General features: G+C 70.3%; 26 protein-coding genes. 19 read left to right on the top strand and 7 right to left on the bottom strand.

Features of this window, described 5'->3' with window-relative positions; all coding sequences use genetic code 11:
* Positions 1-177: 177 nt before the first annotated feature.
* Both AB0O15_RS30210 and AB0O15_RS30205 read left to right on the top strand, forming a co-directional pair.
* The gene (locus tag AB0O15_RS30210) at positions 178-471 is read left to right on the top strand and encodes a hypothetical protein (RefSeq protein WP_364325144.1); all 294 of its coding nucleotides are present in this window, start codon (positions 178-180) and stop codon (positions 469-471) included.
* Positions 472-500: 29 nt separating this feature from the next.
* On the top strand, positions 501-1,418 hold the full coding sequence (locus AB0O15_RS30205) for a hypothetical protein (protein ID WP_364325141.1): 918 nt from the start codon (positions 501-503) through the stop codon (positions 1,416-1,418).
* On the opposite strand, the gene AB0O15_RS30200 is transcribed toward AB0O15_RS30205, so the two are convergent.
* Positions 1,405-1,599, bottom strand: a complete 195-nt coding sequence (locus tag AB0O15_RS30200) for a (4Fe-4S)-binding protein (protein ID WP_364325138.1) — start codon at positions 1,597-1,599, stop codon at positions 1,405-1,407. The genes AB0O15_RS30205 and AB0O15_RS30200 overlap by 14 nt on opposite strands.
* A gap of 10 nt (positions 1,600-1,609) precedes the next feature.
* A complete protein-coding gene (locus AB0O15_RS30195) occupies positions 1,610-2,824 on the bottom strand; it encodes a cytochrome P450 (RefSeq protein WP_364325135.1) in 1,215 nt (404 codons plus the stop codon).
* Positions 2,825-2,969: 145 nt separating this feature from the next.
* Here AB0O15_RS30195 and AB0O15_RS30190 point away from each other — a divergent pair, with 145 nt between their 5' ends.
* Entirely contained in the window at positions 2,970-3,659 is a 690-nt protein-coding gene (locus AB0O15_RS30190; RefSeq protein WP_364325132.1) for a TetR/AcrR family transcriptional regulator, read from the top strand.
* Here AB0O15_RS30190 and AB0O15_RS30185 read toward each other — a convergent pair.
* A complete protein-coding gene (locus AB0O15_RS30185; RefSeq protein ID WP_364325529.1) occupies positions 3,656-4,588 on the bottom strand; it encodes a COX15/CtaA family protein in 933 nt (310 codons plus the stop codon). The two genes, AB0O15_RS30190 and AB0O15_RS30185, sit on opposite strands and share 4 nt — an antisense overlap.
* A 71-nt stretch (positions 4,589-4,659) precedes the next feature.
* Between AB0O15_RS30185 and AB0O15_RS30180 the strand changes: the two genes are divergently transcribed.
* From AB0O15_RS30180 to AB0O15_RS30135, 10 genes are all read left to right on the top strand, one after another.
* Positions 4,660-5,379 carry a transcriptional regulator gene (locus tag AB0O15_RS30180; protein WP_364325129.1) on the top strand — a complete coding sequence of 240 codons (720 nt, stop codon included), beginning with the start codon at positions 4,660-4,662 and terminating at the stop codon, positions 5,377-5,379.
* Entirely contained in the window at positions 5,376-6,797 is a 1,422-nt protein-coding gene (gene sufB, locus AB0O15_RS30175; protein WP_364325127.1) for a Fe-S cluster assembly protein SufB, read from the top strand. The genes AB0O15_RS30180 and sufB overlap by 4 nt, the downstream gene beginning before the upstream one ends.
* Positions 6,798-6,846: 49 nt before the next feature.
* Positions 6,847-7,980, top strand: coding sequence for a Fe-S cluster assembly protein SufD (sufD, locus tag AB0O15_RS30170; RefSeq protein ID WP_364325124.1), 1,134 nt, complete (start codon positions 6,847-6,849; stop codon positions 7,978-7,980).
* Positions 7,977-8,309, top strand: coding sequence for a non-heme iron oxygenase ferredoxin subunit (locus AB0O15_RS30165; RefSeq protein ID WP_364325121.1), 333 nt, complete (start codon positions 7,977-7,979; stop codon positions 8,307-8,309). The genes sufD and AB0O15_RS30165 overlap by 4 nt, the downstream gene beginning before the upstream one ends.
* Positions 8,306-9,076: a Fe-S cluster assembly ATPase SufC gene (sufC, locus tag AB0O15_RS30160; RefSeq protein WP_364325118.1), complete on the top strand. Its 771-nt coding sequence runs from the start codon at positions 8,306-8,308 to the stop codon at positions 9,074-9,076. Before AB0O15_RS30165 ends, sufC begins: the two co-directional genes overlap by 4 nt.
* A gap of 85 nt (positions 9,077-9,161) precedes the next feature.
* Entirely contained in the window at positions 9,162-10,397 is a 1,236-nt protein-coding gene (locus AB0O15_RS30155) for a cysteine desulfurase (RefSeq protein ID WP_364325115.1), read from the top strand.
* Positions 10,394-10,828, top strand: coding sequence for a Fe-S cluster assembly sulfur transfer protein SufU (gene sufU, locus AB0O15_RS30150; protein WP_364325112.1), 435 nt, complete (start codon positions 10,394-10,396; stop codon positions 10,826-10,828). The genes AB0O15_RS30155 and sufU overlap by 4 nt, the downstream gene beginning before the upstream one ends.
* A complete protein-coding gene (locus AB0O15_RS30145; RefSeq protein WP_364325109.1) occupies positions 10,825-11,181 on the top strand; it encodes a metal-sulfur cluster assembly factor in 357 nt (118 codons plus the stop codon). Before sufU ends, AB0O15_RS30145 begins: the two co-directional genes overlap by 4 nt.
* Before the next feature lie 37 nt (positions 11,182-11,218).
* On the top strand, positions 11,219-11,935 hold the full coding sequence (locus AB0O15_RS30140; protein ID WP_364325106.1) for a maleylpyruvate isomerase family mycothiol-dependent enzyme: 717 nt from the start codon (positions 11,219-11,221) through the stop codon (positions 11,933-11,935).
* 411 nt (positions 11,936-12,346) lie between these two features.
* Complete coding sequence (locus AB0O15_RS30135) at positions 12,347-14,926, top strand: CHAT domain-containing protein (RefSeq protein ID WP_364325103.1); 2,580 nt, start codon at positions 12,347-12,349, stop codon at positions 14,924-14,926.
* A gap of 161 nt (positions 14,927-15,087) precedes the next feature.
* Here AB0O15_RS30135 and AB0O15_RS30130 read toward each other — a convergent pair whose 3' ends face one another.
* The gene (locus tag AB0O15_RS30130) at positions 15,088-15,585 is read right to left on the bottom strand and encodes a serine hydrolase (RefSeq protein ID WP_364325100.1); all 498 of its coding nucleotides are present in this window, start codon (positions 15,583-15,585) and stop codon (positions 15,088-15,090) included.
* A 24-nt stretch (positions 15,586-15,609) separates the two neighbouring features.
* Positions 15,610-16,620, bottom strand: coding sequence for a histidine phosphatase family protein (locus AB0O15_RS30125; protein ID WP_364325097.1), 1,011 nt, complete (start codon positions 16,618-16,620; stop codon positions 15,610-15,612).
* Positions 16,621-16,789: 169 nt separating this feature from the next.
* On the opposite strand from AB0O15_RS30125, the gene AB0O15_RS30120 reads away from it, so the two are divergent.
* Positions 16,790-17,389 carry a LysE family transporter gene (locus AB0O15_RS30120; protein ID WP_364325094.1) on the top strand — a complete coding sequence of 200 codons (600 nt, stop codon included), beginning with the start codon at positions 16,790-16,792 and terminating at the stop codon, positions 17,387-17,389.
* 3 nt (positions 17,390-17,392) lie between these two features.
* Here AB0O15_RS30120 and AB0O15_RS30115 read toward each other — a convergent pair whose 3' ends face one another.
* A complete protein-coding gene (locus AB0O15_RS30115; RefSeq protein ID WP_364325091.1) occupies positions 17,393-18,067 on the bottom strand; it encodes a DNA alkylation repair protein in 675 nt (224 codons plus the stop codon).
* 78 nt (positions 18,068-18,145) lie between these two features.
* On the opposite strand from AB0O15_RS30115, the gene AB0O15_RS30110 reads away from it, so the two are divergent.
* Both AB0O15_RS30110 and AB0O15_RS30105 read left to right on the top strand, forming a co-directional pair.
* The gene (locus tag AB0O15_RS30110; protein ID WP_364325085.1) at positions 18,146-18,778 is read left to right on the top strand and encodes an acVLRF1 family peptidyl-tRNA hydrolase; all 633 of its coding nucleotides are present in this window, start codon (positions 18,146-18,148) and stop codon (positions 18,776-18,778) included.
* A 40-nt stretch (positions 18,779-18,818) separates the two neighbouring features.
* Positions 18,819-21,371 (top strand): hypothetical protein, encoded by a 2,553-nt coding sequence (locus AB0O15_RS30105; protein ID WP_364325082.1) that lies wholly within the window; start codon positions 18,819-18,821, stop codon positions 21,369-21,371.
* On the opposite strand, the gene AB0O15_RS30100 is transcribed toward AB0O15_RS30105, so the two are convergent.
* Positions 21,368-22,288 (bottom strand): neutral zinc metallopeptidase, encoded by a 921-nt coding sequence (locus tag AB0O15_RS30100; RefSeq protein ID WP_364325079.1) that lies wholly within the window; start codon positions 22,286-22,288, stop codon positions 21,368-21,370. The two genes, AB0O15_RS30105 and AB0O15_RS30100, sit on opposite strands and share 4 nt — an antisense overlap.
* A 212-nt stretch (positions 22,289-22,500) precedes the next feature.
* Here AB0O15_RS30100 and AB0O15_RS30095 point away from each other — a divergent pair, with 212 nt between their 5' ends.
* From AB0O15_RS30095 to AB0O15_RS30085, 3 genes are all read left to right on the top strand, one after another.
* The gene (locus tag AB0O15_RS30095; RefSeq protein WP_364325076.1) at positions 22,501-24,105 is read left to right on the top strand and encodes an ABC-F family ATP-binding cassette domain-containing protein; all 1,605 of its coding nucleotides are present in this window, start codon (positions 22,501-22,503) and stop codon (positions 24,103-24,105) included.
* A 473-nt stretch (positions 24,106-24,578) separates the two neighbouring features.
* A complete protein-coding gene (locus AB0O15_RS30090) occupies positions 24,579-24,806 on the top strand; it encodes a helix-turn-helix domain-containing protein (RefSeq protein WP_285681112.1) in 228 nt (75 codons plus the stop codon).
* The gene (locus AB0O15_RS30085) at positions 24,803-25,567 is read left to right on the top strand and encodes an enoyl-CoA hydratase/isomerase family protein (protein WP_364325071.1); all 765 of its coding nucleotides are present in this window, start codon (positions 24,803-24,805) and stop codon (positions 25,565-25,567) included. Before AB0O15_RS30090 ends, AB0O15_RS30085 begins: the two co-directional genes overlap by 4 nt.
* Positions 25,568-25,611: the final 44 nt, after the last annotated feature.

Genomic DNA, 25,611 nt, shown 5'->3' with positions numbered 1-25,611 from the left:
GATGTCGGATTTGTCCGACACTCGGGGTACGCCCTTCGGTGGAACCGTCTCGGGGTGCAATTCGGACAAAATCGGTATGAACCAATGTGCTGAAGGCTTAAACCCGCAGGTAATTGGCATCACAATTACCGGGCATGTCTTCTTGCCTTCGCCCGAAGTCTGCTTACTCTTCGGTCCATGGCAGAAGGTTCCGATACGAGTCTGACCGCCGGCATCAAGTCGTTCGCCGGCGAGCACGGTGGGGCGAAGGCCGTCATCGAGTACGTCGGCAAGAAGGGCGCGCGCATCGTCCTGGTCGGCGACGACGGCGAGTGGTCCGACCAGTTCGCCCACAGCACCGCTGTGGCGCGCGAGGCGTGCGACGCGGCCGGTGTCGCGGTGGAGAACGAGTGGGAGCGCGAACTGATGGAGCAGATGCGTCCCAGCAACGACCTGTGGCGCTCCATGGCACGGCGGAGCATGGCTCGCTGAACCGGGCCCACCCTTGATCTGATAGCCGCATGACCCGAGATGAAGACGTGGCGACCCGGGAGAGATCCCGGGTCGCCCTCGTAACCTGTGACATCTTCCCGGAGCTGTACGAAGACGAGTTCCCGCTGCGTGACGCTCTGCGCGCCCGCGGGGTGACCGTCGAGTCCCCGAGGTGGGACGACCCGGCGGCCGACTGGCCGTCCTACGACCTGGCGGTGCTCCGCAGCACCTGGGACTACCCGGCGCGGCGGGACCGGTTCGTCGCCTGGGCCCACACCGTCCCGGCCCTGGCCAACCCGGCCGCCGTGGTCGAGTGGAACACCGACAAGCACTACCTGCGCGAGCTGGCCGCGGCCGGCCTGCCGGTGACACCCACGACGTTCGTGGAGCCGGGGGAGGGGTGGACGCCGCCCGACGCCGGCGAGTGGGTGGTCAAGCCCACGATCAGTGCCGGCAGCAAGGACACCGGCCGGTACGCGCTGCCGGGCGAGGCCGGCGTCGCGGTCGCGCATGTCGCCCGGCTGCACGAGGCGGGGCGTACGGCGATGGTGCAGCCCTACCTGACCGCGGTCGACGGGGTCGGCGAGACGGCGCTGCTCTACACCCCGGGCCCGGACGGGCGGCTCGCCTTCAGCCACGCGATCCGCAAGGGCCCGCTGCTGACCGGGCCCGACCTCGGCGACAAGGACGCGGAGTACAACGAGGAGATCAGCCCGCGTACGCCGACCGAGGCCGAACTGGCCGTCGGCGAGCGCGTCATCGCCGCCCTGCCCTCGCCGGACCGCCTGCTCTACGCCCGGGTCGACCTGATCCCGGGCCCGGACGACGCGCCGCTGCTGGTCGAGGTGGAGCTGACCGAGCCGTCGCTGTTCTGGACCTACGCGCCCGGTTCGGCCGAGCGGATGGCCGACGCGATCGTCGCCCGCCTGGGTGCTACTCCTCGATGATCGACAACGCCTGGGACGGGCAGAGCATGACCGCGTCCCGGGCGCGTCGTTCCGCCTCGCCCTCCGGCCGGTCGGTGAGCAGCGCGACGATGCCGTCGTCGTCCTGGTCGAAGACGTCGGGATCGGTCAGCACGCACTGACCCGCGCCGACGCAGACGCCGGTGTCCGCCTTGATCCGCAAGATGGCCTCCTCACCACGTGACCGGCAGCTCGTACGCGCCGTAGATGACCGAATCGTTCTTGAACGGGACCTCGTCCACCGGTTCGGCGAGCCGGAGGCCGGGGATCCGCCGGAACAGGGTGTCGAACACGATCTGGAGCTCGAGGCGGGCCAGGTTCTGGCCGAGGCACTGGTGCGGTCCGTACCCGAAGGCGATGTGGTTGCGGGCGCGACGATCGATGTCCAGGTCGGCCGGGCGGGGGAAGACCCGGGGGTCCCAGTTGGCGGACAGGCCGGAGACGATCACCCCGTCGTGCGCGTTGATCCGCACCCCGCCGATCTCCACGTCCTCGGTCGCGACGCGTGAGGTGGCCGTCTCGACGATGGTGAAGTAGCGCAGCAGCTCCTCGACGGCCATCGGCGTCAGGCCCGGGTCGGCCTTGATCCGGGCGAGCTGGGCGGGGTGGTTCAGGAGGCCGACGACGCCGAGCGAGATCATGTTGGCGGTGGTCTCGTGGCCGGCCGCGAGCAGCAGGAAGGCCATGCTGACCAGGCCCGGGTGGTCGAGCGGGCCGGCCTCGCGGCGCAGGGCGATCTGGCGGCTGAACAGGTCGTCACCCGGCTCGGACTCCTTGCGCACGATCAGGTCGCCGAGGTAGCCGCGGAGCTCGGCCAGGGCCCGCGTGCGTTCGTCCTCGGGGGTGCCGCGGCGGATCAGCGCCGTGGTGCGGCTCTGGAAGAACTCGTGCTGGTCGTACGGCACGCCGAGCAGCTCGCAGATCACCAGCGACGGCACTGGCAGCGACAGCGCCCGGACCAGGTCGATCGGGTGCTCGGGTGCGGCCAGCATGGTGTCGACGAAGCCGTCGACGATCTGCTGGATGCGCGGCTGGAGGGCGGCCAGCCGCTTGACGGTGAACTCGCCGATCAGGGCGCGGCGCTCGGCGGCGTGCTCCTCGCCGTCCATGCCGATCATGGACGGTGGCTGGGCCCGGAGGCGTTCGCGGAGGCCCTTGGCGGCGCCGGGGACCGGGAAGTTGGGCCGCCGGCGGTCCGAGGAGAACCGGCGGTCGGCGAGGATGGCCCGGCCCTCGGTGTGCCGGGCGACCCACCAGGTCTCGGCGCCGCCCTGGAGCCGGACCTTGCTGATCGGCGCCTCGTCGCGGGTCTGCGCGTACTCGGCGGGTTCGGCGAACGGGCAGCGGCGCGCGACCGGGAAGGGCTCTGGTTCCGTCACGATGATCACCTCAATGGGTTATCCGGAGGATTTTCTTCCGCTTAACGCAGCGTACTCAGCAGCGCACCGTTCGTCCACAGCGGACGGAAGAGTTCCGCGCGATGCATGCCATACTCCGGGCCACGGCCAGGTCAGCGGGTCGGAGGGAGATGCGGTGGATCAGCAGACGTCGGCCACGCTCCGTGCCGACGCCCGGCGCAACCGGGAACAGATCATCGAGGCGGCCCGGACGATGTTCCTGCGCAAGGGTCCGGACGTGCCGATGGACGAGATCGCGCGGGCGGCCGGGGTGGGCGTCGGCACCCTCTACCGGCGGTTCCCGGACCGCTCCGAGCTGATCAAGGCGGTCAGCCAGGACAACCTGCGGCGGATGGCGGAGCTGGCCGGTCGGCTGGAGCGGGACGAGCCGGATCCGGCCGTGGCCCTCGACGCCCTCCTGCACGCCATTCGCGACCTCTACCTGGGCATCGTCATGACGTCCGTCTCGGCGGTCGCGGTCCAGGCGATCAAGGACAACCCGGTGATCCAGGAGCAGCGGGACGAACTCCTCGGCGTGGTCAGCCGGCTCCTGCGCCGCTGTCAGGAGCAGGGCTCGATCCGCCCGGACATCGACGGCGGCGACCTGTTGCTGATGCTGGCGGCGGTGTCACGGCTGGTGCCGGCGGCCGACGACGACCTCGGCGAGATGGCCTTCCACCGGCTCTTCGCCCTGATGATGGACGCGTTCCGGCCGGAGCGCGCGTCGCCGTTGCCCGGGCGGCCGGTGGACTACCAGGACGTCGAGCACCTGCGGCAGCACGGCGGACTGGCCGGCTTCGGCCGGATCGCCCCCAACGACCCCTAGGCGGCGCTGGTGGCCGGGACCGGCTCGGCGGCCGGCGTGGCCGGGGCGGGCGCGGGGCTCGCGCTGAGGGCGCGTACCGCGGCCAGGGTGGCGAGCCAGACGAACACGGCGCCGAGCATGTGCGCCCCGACCAGCAGGACCGGCAGGTGCGTGAAGTACTGCACGAAGCCGATCAGCCCCTGACCCAGCTCGACCAGGACGAGCACGCCGGCCGCCCGGACCGTGGCCGGCGGCGCGTCCGCCGCCCGCAGCGCGAACCACAGCGCCACCGACAGGCCGATCAGCAGGAACACCAGGTCGGCGTGGACCTGGGAGATGGTGGTCGGGTCGAAGCCGTTGCGCGGGGTCTCGGCGTCGCCGGCGTGCGGGCCGCTGCCGGTGACGACCACGCCGACCAGGATCACCGCCGCGCTCACCACGGCCGTGACGCGGGCCAGGGTGCGCAGCGGTCCCGGCACGAGCGGGAGGCGGGGGGCGCCCGGCTCGGCGGTGCGCTTCCACAGCACGTACGCCCCGGCGGTCATCACCATCGAGATCACGAAGTGCGCGCCGACGATCCACGGGTTGAGGCCGGTCAGCACGGTGATGCCGCCGACCACGCCCTGCGCCACCACGCCCAGCCCGAGCGCGAAGCTCAGCCGGGCCTGCCCGCGGCGCCGCGGCTTCTCCAACAGCGCGGCGATGAACGTGGCCAGCGCGACCAGCCCGATCACGACGCCGAGCAGCCGGTTGCCGAATTCGATCGCCCCGTGCACGCCCATCGCGGCGGTCGTCGTGTACGACGCGTCGGTGCATCTGGGCCAGGTGGGGCAGCCGAGACCGGAGCCGGTCAGGCGGACGGCGCCGCCGGTCACCACCAGCAGCGCGTTCAGCACGAGGGACGCGAGGGCCAGGGGGCGCAGGGGGAGGCGAACGCTCACCAGGCGGATCGTACGCGGGTGTTCCGGATCACCGGCGGGCTGGTTTGCGGCGGCCCGCCGAAATACGTAACGTTGTCGTAGTGAAATACGAGGTGCAGATCCGGAGCAACGCGGGGGCCACGGCCGCCGCGCCGGACGTCCGCACCCGTGACCGGGTCGCCCAGCTCCTGTTCGAGCGGGGCGCGGCCACCGCGGCCGAGCTCGGCGCCGATCTCGGGCTGAGCCCGGCGGCGATCCGCAAGCACCTCGACGCGATGCTCGCCGACCAGCTGGTCGAGGTTCGTGAGTCGCGCAACTCGGCGCCCCGCGGCCGGGGCCGTCCGGCCAAGGCGTTCGTGCTCACCGCGGCCGCGCGCGAGAGCTTCCCACACTTCTACGACGGCCTGGCCACCGCCGCGTTGCGGTGGATCGCCGACCAGTGCGGTCCCGAAGCGGTCACCGCCTTCGCCGCCACCCAGGTCGCGTCGCTCGAGGAGCGCTGCCGCACCGCTCTGCTGGAGGCCGGGGACGACCCGATCGCCAGGGCGGAGGCGCTTGCCGAGGCGCTCACCGCCGAGGGATACGCTGCCAGCGCGACGACGATCGCGACCGGCGGCCAGCTTTGCCAGCACCACTGCCCGGTGGCGCACGTGGCCGCCGAGTTTCCCCAGCTGTGCGACGCCGAGACCGCGGTCATCCAGCGGCTCGTCGGCACCCACGTGCAGCGTCTCGCCACCATCGCGCACGGCGACGGGGTGTGCACCACGCACATCCCGGGTCCGGCGCGTGAGAACGCAACCACGGTTAGGACACAGATATGACCGACCAGATCGTCACTCAGGAAGAGCACCTCGCCGCCCTGGGCAAGTACGAATATGGCTGGGCCGACGCCGACACCGCCGGGGCGACCGCCCAGCGCGGCCTGTCCGAGGCCGTGGTGCGCAACATCTCCGCGCTCAAGAACGAACCGCAGTGGATGCTCGACCTGCGGCTCAAGGGCCTGCGCCTGTTCGACCGCAAGCCGATGCCGAACTGGGGCGCCGACCTCACCGGCATCGACTTCCAGAACATCAAGTACTTCGTGCGCTCCACCGAGAAGCAGGCCGCCACCTGGGACGACCTGCCGGCCGACATCAAGAACACGTACGACAAGCTGGGCATCCCCGAGGCCGAGAAGCAGCGCCTGGTGTCCGGCGTCGCGGCGCAGTACGAGTCCGAGGTCGTCTACCACAAGATCCGTGAAGACCTCGAGGAGCAGGGCGTCCTCTTCCTCGACACCGACACGGCCCTGCGTGAGCACGAGGACGTCTTCAAGGAGTACTTCGGCACCGTGATCCCGGTCGGCGACAACAAGTTCGCCGCGCTGAACACGTCGGTGTGGTCGGGTGGCTCGTTCATCTACGTGCCGAAGGGCGTGCACGTCGACATTCCGCTGCAGGCCTACTTCCGGATCAACACCGAGAACATGGGCCAGTTCGAGCGGACGCTGATCATCGTCGACGAGGGCGCCTACGTGCACTACGTCGAGGGCTGCACGGCGCCGATCTACTCGTCCGACTCGCTGCACTCCGCGGTCGTCGAGATCATCGTCAAGAAGAACGCCCGCTGCCGCTACACGACCATCCAGAACTGGTCGAACAACGTCTACAACCTGGTCACCAAGCGCGCCACCTGCGAAGAGGGCGCGACCATGGAGTGGGTCGACGGCAACATCGGCTCCAAGGTGACGATGAAGTACCCGGCCGTCTACATGACCGGGGCGCACGCCAAGGGCGAGGTGCTCTCGGTCGCGATGGCCGGCGAGGGCCAGCACCAGGACGCCGGGGCCAAGATGGTGCACGCCGCGCCCCACACCTCCTCGACGATCATCTCCAAGTCGATCGCCCGCGGCGGTGGCCGCACGTCGTACCGCGGTCTGGTGCAGGTGCTGGACGGGTCGCACCACAGCAAGAGCACGGTCAAGTGCGACGCGCTGCTGGTCGACACGATCTCCCGGTCGGACACGTACCCGTACGTGGACATCCGCGAGGACGACGTCAACATGGGCCACGAGGCGACCGTCTCCAAGATCAGCGACGACCAGCTCTTCTACCTGATGAGCCGGGGCCTGACCGAGGACGAGGCGATGGCGATGATCGTCCGTGGCTTCATCGAGCCGATCGCCAAGGAACTCCCGATGGAGTACGCGCTCGAGCTGAACCGCCTGATCGAACTCCAGATGGAAGGGGCAGTGGGCTAGCCGCCCAGATGCCCCGCACCTGTGGTCCAGCTTTAAGCCGAAGGATGAGATGAGTACCGACGCATTGGCAGCTCCGCCGCCCAGCACCAAGTCCCAGGTGCTGCGCTCCTTTGACGTCACCGACTTCCCCAAGGTCGGCGGGCTCGAGGAGGAGTGGCGTTTCACCCCGATCAAGCGGCTCGGTGAGCTGATCACCGCGCCCGCCCTGACCGGCACCGCGCCGGAGTGGCAGCACGACCAGCTGCCGCCCGGCGTGTCGATCAAGGACGTGGAGTCGGTCGACGACATCCTCACGCCGTTCGACCGGATCAGCGCCCTCGCCTACGGCTCCGCGGCCGGCGTGACGCTGATCGACGTCGCCGCCGAGACCGAGGCCGAGGAGCCGGTGCTGATCCGGCGGGTCGGCCGGGGCGGCGACGCGGCCGGGGCGCGCACCTTCGTCAAGGTGGGCAACTTCGCCAAGCTCACGCTGATCCTCGAGCAGACCGGCACGGTCACGCTGGCCGACAACATCGAGGTCGTGCTCGGCGACAGCGCCCAGCTGACGTTCGTCACGCTCACCGAGTGGGACCGCGGCGCGGTGCAGGCCCAGCACATCAAGTTCCAGGTCGGCCGGGACGCGCGGGTCCAGCACGTGCAGGTCTCGCTCGGCGGTGACCTGCTCCGGCAGTTCGCCAGCGTCGAGTACACCGGGCGCGGCGGCGACGCCGAGCTGTGGGGTCTCTACTTCGCCGACGCCGGCCAGCACATCGAACACCGGCAGCTAGTCGACCACGGCGTGCCCGACTGCCGCAGCTACGTCGGCTACCGCGGCGCCCTGCAGGGTGCGTCGGCGCACACCGTCTGGGTCGGCGACGTGCTGATCCGGGCCGCGGCCACGGGCACCGACACGTACGAGATCAACCGCAACCTCGTGCTGACCGACGGCGCGCGGGCCGACTCCGTACCCAACCTCGAGATCGAGACCGGCGAGGTCGCCGGCGCCGGACACGCGAGCGCGACCGGCCGCTTCGACGACGAGCAGCTGTTCTACCTGATGGCGCGCGGCATCCCCGAGGGTGAGGCCCGCAAGCTGGTGGTCCGCGGCTTCTTCGCCGAACTGATCAACAAGATCCCGTCCGAGGAGCTGCGCGAGCGGCTGGGCGACGCGATCGAGGCGAGATTGGCCAAGGCCGGGGCATGAGTTTCCAGTTCGTGGGGCCGGCCGACGTGGTGGCGAAGGGCTCGGTCCTGGCCACCGAGGTCGACGGCGTCGAGATCGCGGTCGTGCACGCCGACGACGACCAGTTCTACGCCGTACGCGACGAGTGCAGCCACGCCTCGATCCAGCTCTCCGAGGGCGAGGTCGACGGCTGCACGCTCGAGTGCTGGCTGCACGGCTCGCGCTTCGACGTGCGGACCGGCGAGCCCAGCGGCCTGCCCGCCACCGAGCCGGTGGCGACCTTCCCCGTCGAGATCCGCGACGGCGACATCTACGTATCGACGACACCGAGCAATGGAGTAATGCCGTGAGCACCCTGGAGATCCGCGACCTGCAGGTGTCGGTGAAGCTGCCCGAGGGCGAGCTCAAGCCGATCCTGGCCGGCGTCGACCTGACCGTGCGGTCGGGCGAGACGCACGCCATCATGGGTCCGAACGGATCCGGCAAGTCCACGCTGGCCTACTCCATCGCGGGCCACCCCAAGTACCAGATCACCGGCGGCACGGTCACGCTCGACGGCGACGACGTGCTGGCGATGACCGTCGACGAGCGCGCCCGGGCCGGCCTCTTCCTGGCCATGCAGTACCCGGTCGAGGTGCCCGGCGTGTCGGTGGCGAACTTCCTGCGTACCGCCAAGACCGCCATCGACGGCGAGGCGCCGAAGCTCCGCACCTGGGCCGGCGAGCTGCGCGGCGCGATGGAGAAGCTGCACATGGACCCGGCGTTCGCCCAGCGCAACGTCAACGAGGGCTTCTCCGGCGGCGAGAAGAAGCGCCACGAGATCATGCAGCTCGAGCTGCTCAAGCCGAAGATCGCCATCCTCGACGAGACCGACTCCGGCCTCGACATCGACGCGCTCAAGGTCGTGTCCGAGGGCGTCAACCGGGTCCGCGCGACCGGCGAGTCCGGCCTGCTGCTGATCACCCACTACACGCGGATCCTGCGCTACATCAAGCCCGACTTCGTCCACGTGTTCGTGGCCGGCAAGATCGTCAAGGAGGGCGGCTCCGAGCTGGCCGAGGAGCTCGAGGCTTCGGGTTACGCCGAGTTCGTCGAGAAGGCGGGCTCGCCGGCATGACCGCCTGCACCGAGCGGCACTGCCCGGCGGTTGCGGACGGCGTCGCAGGCGAGGGCCAGAAGGGCATGCCAAAGGAAGGCGCAGCATGAGTGGCTTCGACGTCGCACGGGTGCGGGAGGACTTCCCGATCCTGAGCCGGGAGATCAACGGGCATCCGCTGGTCTACCTGGACAGCGCCAACACCTCGCACAAGCCGGTGCAGGTGCTCGACGTCATGCGCTCGTACTGGGAGCGGTCCAACGCCAACGTGTCGCGGTCGGTGCACACCCTCGGCACCGAGTCGACCACCGCGTACGAGGACGCCCGGGCCAAGGTGGCCACGTTCATCGGCGCCCGGTCGGCCGACGAGGTCGTGTTCACCAAGAACTCGACCGAGGCGATCAACCTGGCCGCCCACTCGCTGGGCCAGCTGCTCGAGCTCGGCCCCGGCGACGAGGTCGTGGTCTCCGAGATGGAGCACCACTCGAACATCGTCCCGTGGCAGCTCCTCTGCCGGCGTACGGGCGCCACGCTGCGCTGGTTCGGCGTGACCGATGACGGCCGGCTGGACGAGTCGGCCCTCGACACGCTGGTCAACGAGCGGACCCGGATCGTGTCGCTCGTCCACATGTCGAACATCCTCGGCACGATCAACGACGTCTCCCGGATCGTCGAGCGGGCCCACCAGGTCGGTGCGACGGTGCTGCTCGACTGTTCTCAGTCCGTACCCCATCTGCCTCTTTCGGTGGTCGACCTGGGCGCCGACCTGATCGCCTTCACCGGCCACAAGATGCTCGGCCCGACCGGCATCGGCGTGCTCTGGGGGCGTGGCACGCTGCTGGCCGAGATGCCGCCGTTCCTCGGGGGCGGCTCGATGATCGAGACCGTCACGATGGAACACACGACGTTCGCCGCGCCGCCCGCCCGGTTCGAGGCCGGCACCCCGCCGATCGCCGAGGCGGTCGGGCTGGGCGCCGCGATCGACTACCTCTCCGGCATCGGCATGGCCGCGATCCACGAGCATGAGATGGAGCTCACCGGGTACGCGCTGAAGACGCTCGCGGGCATCGACGGCGTCCGGGTCTTCGGCCCCGGAACCCCCGACGGCCGTGGCGGCACGGTGTCGTTCGACGTCGCCGGCGTGCACCCGCACGACGTCGGGCAGATCCTGGACGACCTGGGCGTCGAGGTCCGGGTGGGGCATCATTGCGCACGTCCGGTGTGTGCGCGGTTCGGCGTCTCGTCGATGACCCGCGCGTCGTTCTACCTCTACAACACGACCGCCGAGATCGACGCTCTGGCGGCTGGGGTCGAGCAGGTGAAGAAGGTGTTCGGGCCATGACCGATGCGCTCTACCAGGAGATCATCCTGGATCACTACAAGCACCCGCACGGCCGCGGGCTGCGCGACCCCTACTCGGGCGAGGCGCACCACGTGAACCCGACGTGCGGTGACGAGATCACCATCCGGGTGACCGACGACCTCTCCGACATCTCGTACGACGGCATGGGCTGCTCGATCAGCCAGGCGTCCGCGTCGGTGCTGCACGAGCTGCTCAAGGGGAAGCCGATCGGCGAGGCGGCGAAGATTCACGACGCCTTCGTCGAGCTGATGCAGGGTCGCGGCCAGGTCGAGCCGGACGAAGAGGTGCTGGGTGACGGGATCGCGTTCGCCGGGGTGGCGCGTTATCCGGCCCGGGTCAAGTGTGCGCTGCTGCCGTGGATGGCGTTCAAGGACGCCGCGGCACGCGCCGGTGTGGAGGTAACGGTATGACTGAGTCCACCGTTCCGTCGGAGGTCTCGAAGGCCTCCATCGCGGACATCGAAGAAGCCATGAAAGACGTCGTCGACCCCGAGCTGGGGATCAACGTCGTCGACCTCGGTCTGGTCTACGGCGCGCACGTGGACGACGAGAACGTGGCGACGCTGGACATGACGCTGACCTCGGCGGCGTGCCCGCTCACCGACGTCATCGAGGACCAGACCCGGGCCGCCCTGACCACCGGCCCTGGCGGCGGTCTGGTCAAGGACTTCCGGATCAACTGGGTCTGGCTGCCGCCGTGGGGCCCCGACAAGATCACCGACGAGGGCCGCGACCAGCTGCGCGCCCTGGGCTTCAACGTCTGAGCCGATTTTGTCGTAGCCCGCTGATAGAACATCGGGCATGGACTACCTCGCTCAGATCGCCGCCCGTTCCGCCACGCTGCGAGACGCGGTCGCCTCCGCCCCTTCGGTCGAGGCCCGCGTCCCCGGCTGTCCGGGCTGGACGCTGCACGACCTCACCACCCACCTCGGCGGCGTGCAGCGTTTCTGGGCCGAGTCGGTCCGCCTGCGCGGCGAGCGTCCCACCTGGCACGAGCCGTCCCCGGCCGACGACCTGCTGACCTGGTTCGACGCCTCGACCGCCGACCTGCTGTCAGCGTTACGCGAGGCGTCCCCCGACCAGCCCTGCTTCACCTGGTGGGGCGCGTCCGGTGCGCCCCAGACGGCCGGCGCCGTGGCCCGCCACCAGGTGCAGGAGGCGGCGGTCCACGCCTGGGACGCCGAGGAGGCGATCGGCAAGCCCAGCCCACTCCCCGTCGAGGTGGCGTCCGACGCGATCGCCGAGTTCGTCGAGGTCAGCCTGGGCTCGATGGGCGCCTGGCCCCACCCACCGGCCGTCCTCACCCTGACCGCCACCGAGGGCCGCTCCTGGTCCACCAACCTCACCCCGTCCGGCGCGTCCCTGCTCACCGCCCCACCGTCGTCATCAACGGCCACCGTCACCGGCACCGCCAGCGACCTGCTCCTCGGCCTCTACGGCCGCAGCCCGCTGGCCGCCCTCTCCACCACCGGCGACCAGACCTTCGACCGCCTCCGCGCCTGGGTCAACACCGACTGACGATCAAAACCGTGCGAAGGTACGCCCAACGGCCTCCACCAACCGCAACACCGACCCGTCGTGGCACTCCGCGACCGGGGCCGGTGCGCAAGGCCGTGAACGCGCGTCTCGCGTGATGCGGTCGTCGGCTCTGCCGGGCTCTGCCGGGCTTCGCGTGGGCGGCCGTCGGATCGATCTGCGTCTGCGTCAGGTGGCTGGGCGGATTGATCTGGGTCTGGGTCGGGTGGCTGGGCGGATTGATCTGGGTCTGGGTCGGGTGGCCGGGCGGATTGACGTGGTTTGCGGGCGGTCCGTCAGGTTCTGATGTGAAGCGGAGGAGCCGGGGCGACGTCGACGCGCAGGCGGCCGAGGGGGTATGCCGCGCTTGAACGTGGAGATCTCGAGGCTGCGCGCGTCTGCCTCGAGGTGGCGATGGGCGGCTATGCGGCGCTTGGGGTCAGTGATGCGCTGGCTTCGGCGGCGCTGGGGAATCTCGGTCGGGCGTACACGTTGCTTGGTCGCCCTGAACACGCGGTCGGTCTGTTGCGTCGGGCGGTTGAGTGGAAGCGGCGCAGTCACGAGAGTGCGGCTTCACAGCACACCACGCTCACCAATCTGTCGCTTGCGTTGCAAGCGGCGGGAGACCCCGACGGTGCCGAGGCGGCGCTGGCTGAGGCGTTGCGGTTGCCCGGACTTGGCCCGAAGCGGCGTGAGCGGGTTGAGCAGGAGCAGGCCTACCAGCGGATGAACCGTGGTGACTTCGCGGGTGCGCTGGTCATGCTTCGCCGCAGCCTGGACACCATTGTCGGCCGCGAGGGGGATGGGACGTTGCCGCGACCGTCGCGGGAGCGCGGCACGGTGCTCAACAACATCGGGGCCTGCTACTCCGAGCTGCGGAACTGGACCGAGGCGCGGCGCCATTTCGAAGAGGCGGTGCGGGTGCGCCGGATGTGTGCCCCGGGCTCGATCGAGCTGGCGAACGCGATCGGCAACCTGGCCGGGCTGCCCGACCGGCCGCCACCGGCCGAGCTGCTCGACGAAGCGGTCGGCCTGGGCCGCCGGGTGGCGCCGGCGTCGCCCGCCCTGGCCGTGGCCCGCGCCCACCGGGCGGGCGAGCTGCTGGAGGCCGGCGACTACGCCGGTGCGCTGAGCCTGGCCCGGCAGACGATCGACGCGGCGCCCGCGGCCAACCGGAACCTGGCCCAGGCCAGCCTCGTCGCCGCCCGGGCGCACGACCTCCTCGGCGACCCGCGGGCCGGCGAGGCGATGGCGCTCCGGGCGTACGAAATCTGCTCGAAGGTCTCCACCCGCCTGCGTGAACTGCAACCCATCCTCGCCATGCTCGGCGACTTCGCGCGCCGGCGTGACGACCTGGACGCCGCCGCGGCCCGCTACGACGAGGCGATCGCGCTGGCCGAGCGCTACCGGCTCGGCTCGGCGAGGGAGCCCGGGCTGGAGCGCTGGTTCGGCGCTACCCGCGAGGTCTACCACGGGCGCATCGAGGTGTCGGCCCGTCGGCAGGCGCCCGGGGACGCCGAGGCCGCCTTCGCCGCCGCCGAGGCGTTCCGCGCCCGAACCTTGGCCGAACTCCTGTCGGCCGGCACACCCGCGCCGATCGCCGCCGACCCGATCCAGCGCCGCCTGGCCGGGATCTACACGGAACTCGACACCTTGGCCGCCACCGCCACCCCGTCACCACCTGCGGAACCTGCCCGTGCCGTCCAGCCGTCACCGGAGGTGGAACCTGCCCGCGTTGTCCGGCCGTCACCGGAGGTGGAACCTGCCCGCGTCGTCCGCCCGTTGCCTGAGGCGGAACCTGATGGCTTGGACGGCGCCGTTGACCGGGCGTCCTGGGTGGAAGGCGGCGCTGCCGGTCACCGGGCGGCCGGGGTGGAAGGTGGCGCCGCTGACGATGTCCGGCGGGTGCTGGAAGCTGAGCGTGACGCGTTGGAGGCGCGGGCCGAGCGGGAGCGGTTGCGGCGGCTGGCCGGTGAGCCGGTGTCGGCGCAGCGTGATTACCCCGTGCCGTGCACCGTTGCGGAGATTCAGGCGGTGCTGGGCGGTGGAGTCATGCTGGCGCTCTACGAGGTCACCGACGACGAAGTCTTTCGCTGGACGGTTACCTGTGACTCGTTCGACTTCCGGCGGCTGGAGCCCGGCGCGGCTGAGCTGCGCGTGGCGGTCGGCGAGGTGCTCGACAGCTGTCGAGACCCTGGAGCCGCGGCGCCACCCGAGGCAGCGTGGAGGCGGCTGGGGGAGTGGTTGCTCGCGGGGATGCCGACGGACGGCCGGCTGGTTGTCTGCGCTGATGTGACGCTGGGTTACCTTCCGTTCGAGGCGCTCACCGAACGCGTTGTCTCCTATGCGCCGTCTGCTACGACGGTGGTGCGGTTCGGGGGTCGGCGACGGGCTCGGGTGACGCGGGAGTTCGCGGGCTTTGCGGTGGCCGAGGCGCCGGGGCTGCCGCGGATCCCGGCGGTCACCCGGGAGATCGAGTCGGCGGCGGCGTGCCTGAGTGGCGAGACTGTGTGCCTCTCCGGACCGGATGCCTCCGCCGAGGCCGTCCGCACCTATGCGGCCGGCAGCCGGTACGTCCACTTCGCGGTGCATGCGCTGGCCCGCGACGACGAGCCGCTCTACTCCGCCCTGGCGTTGGCCGCGGGGCCGCTGCGCGCCTACGAGCTGTTCTCGCTCGACCTCTGCGCCGACGTTGTCACGTTGTCGGCCTGCGCGTCGGCCGTGGGCGCGGACCGCTCCGGTGAAGGCATTGTCGGGCTGAGCCGGGCGCTGTTCGCGGCCGGCGCTCGGGCCGTGCTGCTGACCCGCTGGCCGGTTCATGACCGCCCGATGCGCACACTGGTCGAGGCGTTCTATCGGTCCCTGTCCGAGGGTCACCCGCCGGCCGAGGCCCTGGCCGAGGCGGTGCGTCTGGTCCGTCGCGGCAAGCCGGCCGTCTTCGCCCACCCCCGCGAACGCTGGCCGTTCATGCTGATCGAGACGGGCTGGCGATAGCGCCCCGCCTCTGCGTCGGTGCCAGGGTCGAGACGATGCGCCCGCCGGTGGTGGCGAGGGGTGCCCGCGTGCCGGTGGTGGCGAAAGGATGACCGACCGGACGCGGCTGGCCCGTCCCGCACCGGCTCGGCCCGGTGGAGGGCCAGCCGGGTGCCCGCGCGTCAGGAGTTGAAGAGGTCGCTGAACGCGTCGATCGGGTAGTCGCGGTTGTCGCTGTTGATGTTGGCGGCGGCCACGTGGGTGCCGTCGTGGGTTCCGGCGGCGATGGTGAAGGAGCCGTGGATCATGCCGTTGTGGCCCCACACCGTTCGGTTGCCGGCCAGCGGCCAGCGGATGCCCAGGCCGTAGGTGCTGCCGGGCGCGCCGGTGAACATCTGCTCCTGCAGGACGGGCTGCAGGAGGTGACCGGCCAGCAGCGCGGCGAGGAAGCGGGTGAGGTCGTCGAGGGTGGAGATCACGCCGCCGGCCGCCCAGGCGTAGCTCGCGTTCAGCTCGGTCACGTCGTGTTGCTTCGCGCCGGGCACCATGAGCGGGGAGTAGTGCCGGGCATGAGGCGAGGGCAGCGTGGTCTGTGCTCCCGGCAGGTGCGTTCCGGTCAGGCCGAGCGGCTCGACGATCCGGCGGCCACGATTTCTTCCAGGTTCACCATAACCATCCAAAGTGGAGATGGACCCGGGCGACCGTCAGGCGCGGATCGTCATGCGGGTGACCAGGTTGTCGGCCACCTGGAAGCGGAAGTGGCTCTCGCCGTTGAAGCCGTTGCCGGAGACGGTGGCGGTGACCACGTACTCGTCGTGTTCCCAGGCGGCGCCGGACGGGTCGAGCCGGGCCTGGACGCCGATGTTGTCGGTGTTGTTCCAGCCGCGGATGCCGTCGTGGCCCTGGTAGGTGGTGCCCCAGTCGTCGATCACGCCGTCGGGGGCGAACGCGGCCACGAAGGCGTCCGAGTCGGCGGCGTTGGTGGCGTCGAAGACGGCCCGAACCGGCGGCGGCAGGGTGAGGGGTGGGACATCGTCGAGGTGGTCGACCGTGTTGTAGCGGTCGAGCACCAGGGTGCCGCCGCGGCCGTCGAAGACCGTGATCGAGGCGTTGCGAACGGTGTTGCCGGCCGCGACGCGGTCGACGCCGTCCCAGTCGAGGTCTTCGATGATCGCGCGCATCATCAGGACGACGGAGTCGTGGGCGGTGACGACGACGCGGCGGCCGGCGTGCTGCTCGTTGACGTCGTCGAGGAACGACTTCAGCCGGATGCGGATGTCGCCGAAGGACTCGCCGTTCCGGGGCCGCCACTGGTAGTCGCTGGTGCCGTGGAAGCGGGCGTCGTCGGGGAAGTCTCGTTCCACCGCGGCGCGGGTCATCATCTCGAGGTCGCCGAGCAGGCGGTCGACGAGGCGTTCGTCGGTCGTCGCGGGCGGGAAGCCCAGGCCGGACGTCTCGGCCGCGATCCGCCAGGTCTCGCGGGCGCGCAGATAGGGCGACGTGATCGGGATCTCGGGAACGCGGTCGGCGGGCAGCCCGGCCAGCCAGGCCCCGACGGCTCGGGCCTGGGTCACGCCGAGCTCGGTGAGCTCGACATCACGGTCGCGACCGGTCAGGCCGCTGTCCACGAGGCCCTGGGCATCGGCCGCGGGAAAGGCCACGTTGGCGGCGCTCTGCCCGTGGCGCAGCAGGATCAGTTCCGAGACGACTGGCACCGCTCCACCCTAGGGCGCGTCACGGAATTCGGTCGCGTGATCGCCGGTGTGGTGCGCATCATGGGCGCGTGATCGTTCACCGCAGGACCCGGGTCTCTGTTCGCGCCGGCCTCGTCGCCGCGCGACAGCAGAAGCCGGCCGGCCGGATGGCGGTCCTTCTCCAGCGGTCATGAGCGGGGCGTTCCTGGCCGGCGTGATCGCCGGCTACGGCATCGCTGTGCCCGTCGGGGCCATCGGTGCGTTGATCGTGACGCTCAGTGCCCGGGAATCGTTGCGGGTCGGGGCGGCCGCGGGGCTCGGGGCGGCCACCGCCGACGGGATCTACGCGCTGCTCGCGGTCGCGGGCGGCGCGGCCATCGCGGGGATCATCGCGCCCGTCGCCACGCCACTGCGGTGGATCGGGGCGATCGCGCTGCTGGTGTTCGCCGGCTTCACCGCGGTGGGGGCCCTGCGCCGGCGCCGGACCCGGCCGGCCGAGCGCGATCGGCCGACCGGCGTGCTCCGGGCGTACCTCGGCATCTTGGGCTTGACCTTGTTGAACCCGGCCACGGTGGTCTATTTCGCGGCGCTCGTGCTGGGGCGCGGTGGCGCGGGCGGCGGGCTGTGGTTCGTGGTGGGCGCGTTCCTGGCCTCGGCGAGCTGGCAACTGCTGATCGCGGGCGGGGGATCGCTGGTCGGGAGATTGCTGACGGGTACGCGTGGCCGGCTCGTGACTGCCCTGACCTCCAGCGCGGTGATCGCCGCGCTGGCCGTCGAGATGATCATCTAGTGGTCAGAGGTGTTTGGTGGCCTCGCGGACCGACAGTGGGGACAGCACGTCGCGGAGGGCGTCGACGAAGGCCCGCACGGCCGACGGATCCGTGCGGGCGTAGTGGCGCAGCGCCCAGCCGATCGCCTTGCGGATGAAGAAGTCGCGGTGGCCGGCCTGCGCCGTGCAGTAGGAGAACAGCCGCCGGGTGTCGGTCGCCGTGCCCCAGTGCAGCTGGTGCAGGATCGCCGTCCGGGCCAGCCACAGGTTGTCGTCGGCCGACCAGGCGTCCATCGTCGTGGCCAGCGCCGGATGGGCCCGCACGAGGTCGCCGACCACCCGGGTGGCCAGCGGGTCGACCGTGTCCCACCACGACTTGGTGGTGATCAGGGTGCGCAGGGTCGGCAGGAACTCCGGGTCCAGGGCGTCGCCGCGCAGGATCTCGCAGGCGAAGTACTGGAACTCCCGCTCGGGCAGGTCCCAGCACCGCAGCACGATGGCGCGCAGATCGTCCTGGCCCGGGCGGGGGAGACCCGTCATGACGATCTTGCTGAGCTTGCGGACCTGAGGCAGGGTCAGCCCGAGGTACGGGAACTGGTCGCGCATGTAGGCCTGCTGCCCCTCGGCGCGCCCCGGGTCGGCCTCCTGCTCGAAGTCCGGCACGAGGCGGGCCAGCACCCGGTCGGCGACGTCGCTCATGAAAACCGATCATGCCACTCCCGCCCGGGCCGCCCGGGTTCGCGACCCGGCGGTTCCTCCGACCGTAGGGTGGGTGGCATGAGTGCGCGGCCGGCGGCGGGAGGTGGGCGGTGGGTGGATGTCGCCCCCGAGCGGCTGGAGCGGTGGCTGCACAACTTCGCGACGCGGCACGGGTCGTACACCACCGGCGGCCTGACCGTGACCGCGTCGGATGGCGCCGTCGCCACCTTCGAGGCGCCGCCGGGCGCGGGTGACGTACCCGAGCTCGCCGATCTTCTGCTGACCGCGGCCGCGCCCCGCACGCTCGGCCTGCTCCTTGCCCGCAAGGGTGCGATCGCGGTCGGTGTCGCGACCGGCGCCGAGCTCACCGTCTCCAAGGTCGACCGGCATTACGTGCAGGGCCGGACCGCGGCCGGTGGATGGTCGCAACAGCGCTTCGCGCGTCGCCGGGACAATCAGGCCAAGGCGGCCACGGCCGACGGCGCCGGCATCGCGGAGCGCGTTCTTCTTCCTCATGTACGCGACCTCGCCGCGCTGATCACCGGCGGCGACCGGTCGGCGGTGGACGCCGTGCTGGCCGGCCGCGACCTGGCGCCGCTGGCCGCCGTCCGGGCCGACCGGTTCCTCGACGTGCCCGAGCCGCGGCACGCCGTCCTGGTGGACGCCATCGCCGCGGCCCGGGCCGTACGCGTGCTCGTCAAGGACCCATAGGACGATTGCGGGCCCGATTCATCACCGATGAGATCGTCAGGTGACCGCTGCCCGATTTCTCCTTGGCGCGTTCACCATCGTTCTCGTGCTCGTCGCCGCGTTCCTGGGCGCGGCCGCCGTCCAGGCCGGATGGACATTCGCAGTGGTCGCCCTGGTATTTCTGGTGTGCGCGGTCCTCTGTCGAATCCTGCTCTTCCTCCAGGCACGTGCACACGTCGAGATGGCCGGTGAGATCCGGCGGGTGTCGCTGACCGACATGGCGGTGTACCAGCTGGCCGAGGTGACGATCGACTGCGCCGAGCCGGACCTGGTCGTGCGCACGAGGATGCGGGTGCTTCCCGGCAACCTGCCCTCTCCGGGCGACCCGGTCCGGCTGACCGTGCCGATCCATCGGCCCGCGGCCGCCATGGTCGTTGACAAACCGGAGGAACCCCCGCTCGTGGGTGTCGCGGTGGTCGCCGGTCGGCATCGCATCGGGCTGGGCCGGTGGACCGCGCTGGCGGGACGACCGGTGTGGAAGGCGATGTCCGCCGACCGATTGCTCGACCAGGCGGCCGAGTTGATCGGGGACGAGATCCTCGACCGGCATCGCGGCCGATGCCTGCCTCTCGCCGAGGGGTTGCGGCTGACTCCGGAGTTTCTCGCCCTGAGCGCGGCGTTCGACGTGCCTTGGCCGACGATCGTGAGCCACGCGATGCGTGAGCAGGAGGACATCTACGACGCGACCGCGGAGGTACGGGCACGTGCCTCATCGTCCATGGGGCGGCTGGTGTTCTTCACCGTTCTGCTGGCGCCGGTCGCCCTGATCGTGCCCGATCTGGTCCGTGTGTTGTGGGCGTTGCTGGAGGCCCTGCGCGAGGGCTCGTTCCAACCCTTGACCGAGCGGGTGCATTGGGGCGCCGCGATGGCGGGTTCCGCCCTGCCCGCGGTCGACTTCTACGCCGTGCTCGGTGCTCTGGTCATTGTGATGATCGCGTTGGTGCGTGGTCTGGTCACCTCGGCGGGCCGGCGCCGGCGCGCCTACCGATCCTGGCGACGCGATCTCACCGAGATGATCCGTCAGCGGCTTCGGGACGAATACACCAGGATCGCGAACTCCCGGCCTCCGCCGACGTTGAACATCCGCAGCGCCCCGGGCTTCGCGGTGCTGTCAGCCGACCAGGTGGTGCCGCGTTCGGAGGCCGAACAGCTCCGCGGTCTTGTCTTCGACCTCGGCGTCGGGGCGGTCGCGATCAGCGGGTCTCGCGGTGTCGGCAAGACCACCCTCCTCCGCTCGACGGTCGACGCCCAGGACACCGGGGCCCTCGGCGTCCTGGTTTCGGCTCCGGTCCGGTACGAACCGCGCGACTTCCTGCTGCACCTCTATGCCCGGCTGTGCCAGACCGTCCTCGATCGCCTGGGGAACCAGCGATCACGTTCGCTGTTCGGCCGGCTGTGGTCGCAGGCCCGTCGCCTTCTCGTCTGGGCGTTGCGCACCGCGGCCAAGGTCTGTCTGCTGGTCATCCCTTTCGCAGGGGCACGCGAGCGGCTGGCCGACCACCTGTCGTTCCCCGAGTTGCCGGCGACATATCTGGCGGTGAGCGTCGCGCTGTTCGTCCTGGCGCGGTGGTTGCGGCCGGCGGTACGACGGCAGGAGGTCGCCCTCGCCGCGGAGGCCGCCAAACGGCTGCGTCGGACCCGATTTCTGCAGACCGTCTCGGCCGAACGTTCGGTCGGCGCCGGCCGCGGGCCGATGCAGGTGGGACTGAGGCGGGCCGATCAATGGGCGGAGCAGCCCTTCAGCCTCCCGGAGTTGGTGGCTGAATACCGGACCTTCGCGACCGCGGTGGCTGATTGGTGGCACGGCGAGACCGACGGGCGAGGAAAGCTGCTGGTCGCCATCGATGAGGCCGACCGGATCGCCGACCCGCGGCTGGCGGAGCAGTTCGTCAACGAGATCAAGGCGGCCTTCGGCGTGCCGCACTGTGTCTTCCTGGTCTCGCTCTCGGACGAGGCGCTGGCCGGCTTCGAGCGACGGGTGGTACGGATCAGGACCGTGTTCGACAGCGCGTTCGACCACGTGGTGCGACTGAGGGCCTTGGCGGTGGCCGATTCGGTCGAGCTGCTCCGGAACCGGGTGGCGGGCGTACCCGACGAGTTCTGGATCCTGTGTCACTGTCTGGCCGGCGGGATGCCCCGTGATGTCCTCCGGGTGGCCCGCACCATGCTCGACGAACATCGGACATCCTCCGGGCCGACCGCCTTATCGCTGATGGCGCAGCGGCTGGTCGAGCTGGAGGTCCAGGCCGTGAAGCGGGCGTTTCAGCAGGCGTCACCCGACCTCGAACCACCGCTGCCGGCCCTGTTCGCGGCGGACAGCTGGCCCACCGCCAGCGGGGAGGGTCTGCGCGAGGCGGCGGAGGTGGTCGGCTCCCATCCGCCGGTGGCCGCGGTCTTCCTGTACTTCGCCACCGTCTTGGATCTGTTCATGCCGCGCGAGGTGGCGGCGCGGGTACGGCTGGCCGATGGGATGACGGAGGTCCATCGGATGGTCGGCGTGAATCCGGCGGTCGCGGTCGAACAGCTCCGCCGGATCCAGGCCGAGATCGTCTAGGAGACCGCTCCCTGCTTGAAGGTGTCACAGGACTTGGCGCTGCCCGACTCGAAGCCGGTGCGGAACCACTGCTGGCGCTGCGCCGACGTGCCGTGGGTGAACTCGGCCGGGTTGACCGTGCCGCCGCCGCGCTGCTGGAGGGTGTCGTCGCCGATCTTGGCCGCGGTGTCCAGGCCCTCCTGGATGTCCTGGTCGGTGATGCTGGTGAAGATCTTCTGGCCGCTGCCGTCGTCCGTGCCGGTGGCGTTCTTGGCCCACACCCCGGCGTAGCAGTCGGCCTGCAGCTCGAGCTTGACGCTCAGCGCGTTCTGCTGGCTGGGGTCGCGCTGCTGCTGGCGGCGCATGGTGGCCTCGGTGCCGGTGAGGTCCTGGATGTGGTGGCCGTACTCGTGGGCCAGCACGTACGGCTGGGCGAACTCGCCCGGCGCGCCGAGCTGGTCGGCGAGCTGCTTGTAGAAGGTGAGGTCGATGTACACCCGGTCGTCCCCGGGGCAGTAGAACGGCCCGACCCCGGAGTCGGCGGCGCCGCACGCGGTGCTCACCCGGTTGGCGAAATACACCGTCTTGGCCGGCTTGTACGGGTCGCCGAACGCCTCCGGCATCGCCTCGACCCAGTAGTCCTGGATCGAGTTGACGTAGAGCGCGTTGCGGCAGTCGAGCTTCTCGGTCGCGTCCGGCTGCGAGCACTCCTGGGACAGGCTGGTGTTGTCCCCGGTCTGTGGCTCGCCGCCACCGCCGCTGATCTGGTTGATGCCGAAGTAGCCGCCGACCACGGCGAGCAGCAGGCTGATGATGATGCCGGTGATGCCGCCGCCTCCGATCGGCAGGCCGCCGATGCCGCCGCCCCCGGCACCGCCGGAGCCGCGTTGGTCGTCGATCTGACTCGTGTCGACCCGGGCGTTTTCGTTGAGCTCCATCTCACCCTCATTCGCGCTTACGCAGGTGGCAGCGGTGTACCCGATGATCTTGTGAACTAATCGGTTGGGAGGTGTCACCGGCCGCCCGGTAGACTAGCGGCCGTGAAGCTCTGTCAAGGCTGACCGCCCCACACCGGCCTCCCGACCTGGGTGTCCGGTGCCTACGCGTGCCTTAAAACAGCCTTCGACCTCTGAGAGCGAGAGTCTCAACCATGATCACCGCCACCGGCCTGGAACTCCGCGCGGGCGCACGCATCTTGATCAGCCCGACCACGCTGCGCGTGCAGCCGGGCGACCGGATCGGCCTGGTCGGCCGCAACGGCGCCGGCAAGACCACCACCCTCAAGGTGCTCGCGGGTGAGGGCCAGCCGTTCGCCGGTGAGGTCACCCGCACCAGCGAGGTCGGTTACCTGCCACAAGACCCGCGTACCGGTGATCTCAACGTGACCGCACGTGACCGCGTACTCTCCGCCCGCGGTCTTGATGTGTTGCTGGCCGAGATGCAGAAGCTCGAGGTGCAGCTCGAGGAGAGCAGCGACGAGAAGCTGATCCGGCGCTACGGCAACCTGGAGGACCAGTTCGCCAGCCTGGGCGGGTACGCCGCCGAGGCCGAGGCGGCCCGGATCTGCGCCAACCTCGGCCTGCCCGACCGGGCCCTCGCGCAGACCATCGGCACCCTGTCCGGCGGTCAGCGGCGCCGCATCGAGCTGGCCCGCATCCTGTTCCAGAACTCCGGCCAGAACGGCAAGGGCATCCTGCTGCTCGACGAGCCGACCAACCACCTCGACGCCGACTCGATCACCTGGCTGCGCGGCTACATGGCCCAGCACAAGGGCGGGCTCGTGGTGATCAGCCACGACGTGGCGCTGCTGGAGGCCGCGGTCAACAAGGTCTGGTACCTGGACGCCAACCGCTCGATGGTCGACATCTACAACGTCGGCTGGAAGACCTACCTCGACCAGCGCGAGACCGACGAGAAGCGGCGCCGCCGCGAGCGGGCCAACGCCGAGAAGAAGGCCGGCGCCCTGATGGCGCAAGCCGACAAGATGCGGGCCAAGGCGACCAAGACGGTGGCCGCGCAGAACATGGCCCGGCGGGCCGAGCGGTTGCTGAGCGGTCTGGACGAGGTACGCACCAGCGACCGGGTCGCCAAGGTCCGGTTCCCGCAGCCGGCCGCGTGCGGCAAGACCCCGCTGACCGCGGCCGGGCTGTCCAAGTCGTACGGCTCGCTGGAGATCTTCACCGACGTGAACGTGGCCGTCGACCGTGGTTCCCGGGTCGCGATCCTGGGCCTGAACGGCGCCGGCAAGACGACCCTGCTGCGCATCCTCGGCGGCATCCTGGACAGCGACACCGGCGAGGTGCGCCCGGGGCACGGCCTGCGGCTGGGCTACTACGCGCAGGAGCACGAGACGCTCGACGTCGACCGCACGGTGCTGGAACACATGCGCAGCGCCGCGTCCGAGCAGACCGACACCGAGCTGCGGAAGATCCTGGGCGCCTTCCTGTTCTCCGGCGACGACGTCGAGAAGCCGGCCGGTGTGCTGTCCGGCGGCGAGAAGACCCGGCTGGCCCTGGCCACGCTGGTCTGTTCCGGCGCGAACGTGCTGCTGCTGGACGAACCGACGAACAACCTCGACCCGGTCAGCCGCGAGCAGGTGCTGGACGCGATCGCCAACTATCCCGGCGCCATCGTCCTGGTCACCCACGACGCGGGCGCGGTGCAGGCGCTGAAGCCCGATCGGGCGATCCTGCTGCCGGACGGCGACGAGGACGCGTGGAGCGACGACCTGCTCGAGCTGGTCGAGTTGGCGTGATCTGTCCCAATTGATCCCGATCACTGCGCGTTTGGCTTTGTCAACCGGGCGTCGCACAGCCTGTGCGACTTCTGACCGCCAACGGTCAGAACCGACAGGGCATCGGTCATTTTGGTGAGCGCTAACATCGCCGGCGCTGTGCCCGTTCGGTCAGTGGATCACGGCGCTCGGTGAGCGAGACATCGACGCACGGTGACCTTGGGGCTAGTGGGTCTTGGTCGATGTTTGTGCTGGTGATCGTGGGTCTTGAGGGTTGAGCATGATCACGCTCCGCAGCGGAGGCCGTTGTGCATTCCCGTAGTCAAGCGCCTCTCGGCTAACCGTCTGACATTGATGCGCTTGCTCGTCGTCAAGTTCCTGACAGTGGTAATTGGGCACGTTGGGGAGGGCGAGATGCCTGGCGCATGATCGTCCGAGGCGCTCTAATAGGTGAGACCGTATGAACCGCACAGTCTGGGACGTGAGGATTCAAGATGCCAGCCACGGGCACAGCAACCAGCACTGAGAAGGGTCGTCGAATCGTCGGAAGCGAGCGGCAGACGCTCGCCAAGGACCTGGTGAAGCGTTACACATCCGGTGAGAGCATTCGCGCGCTGGCCGCATCGACCGGACGGTCGTACGGATTCGTGCATCGAGTGCTCACCGAGTCGGGTGTGCAGCTTCGCCAGCGTGGCGGTGCTCGCCGCCGCAAGAAGGCGTGACGACCAGCAGCAACGACGCCGGGGTCGATTATCGGCAGGACGGGCCGATTGCGACGGTGACCCTGTCGCGGCCCGACGTGCTCAATGCGCAGACTCCGGCCATGTGGGCCGAGCTCGGCAACATTTCCCGGAAATTGCCGGGAGAGGTGCGAGTCGTCATTGTGCGGGGTGCGGGACGCGCATTTTCCGCCGGCCTCGATCTGTCGACCGCGCGTGGCGACGGCGATTCTTCACTCGCCGATCTGGCGCGCTTACCGGCGGACGAGTGCGCGGAACGGATTGCCGGGTTCCAGTCCGCGTTCACGTGGTTGCGTGAACCGTCGAGGGTGACGATCGCGGCCGTGCAAGGCCATGCCATCGGCGCGGGTTTTCAACTCGCGCTCAACTGCGACATGCGGGTGCTGGCCGACGACGCGCGGTTCTCCATGGCCGAGGTGAGCCTGGGACTGGTCCCGGATCTGGGCGGCACCAAACGCCTGACCGAGCTCGTCGGCCCGTCCCGCGCGCTGGAGATCTGCGTGACCGGGCGGCGCGTCGCGGCCGACGAGGCCGATCGCCTCGGCCTGGCCACGGCGGTCGTACCCGGCGCGGAACTGGGCGCGGCGGTCGACGACCTGGCCGCGGCGATCCTGGCCGCCGACCGGGGGGCGGTGGCCGAGATCAAGGCGCTGATCACGGGGGCCGGCGCCCGCACCTACGCCGAGCAGGACCGCGCGGAGCGGGAGGCGCAGACCCGGCGGCTGGCCGACCTGGCGGAATAGGGCCCTGGGGCGCAAAGTTGTCGTACCCGGCGGGCAGACTCGAG

Origin of the sequence: Actinoplanes sp. NPDC089786, assembly GCF_040684855.1 — a bacterium.
In the GTDB taxonomy this organism is placed as follows: domain Bacteria; phylum Actinomycetota; class Actinomycetes; order Mycobacteriales; family Micromonosporaceae; genus Actinoplanes.
The sequence above is the reverse complement of the archived record's forward strand: the minus strand, read 5'-3'. Positions and strand labels throughout refer to the sequence as shown.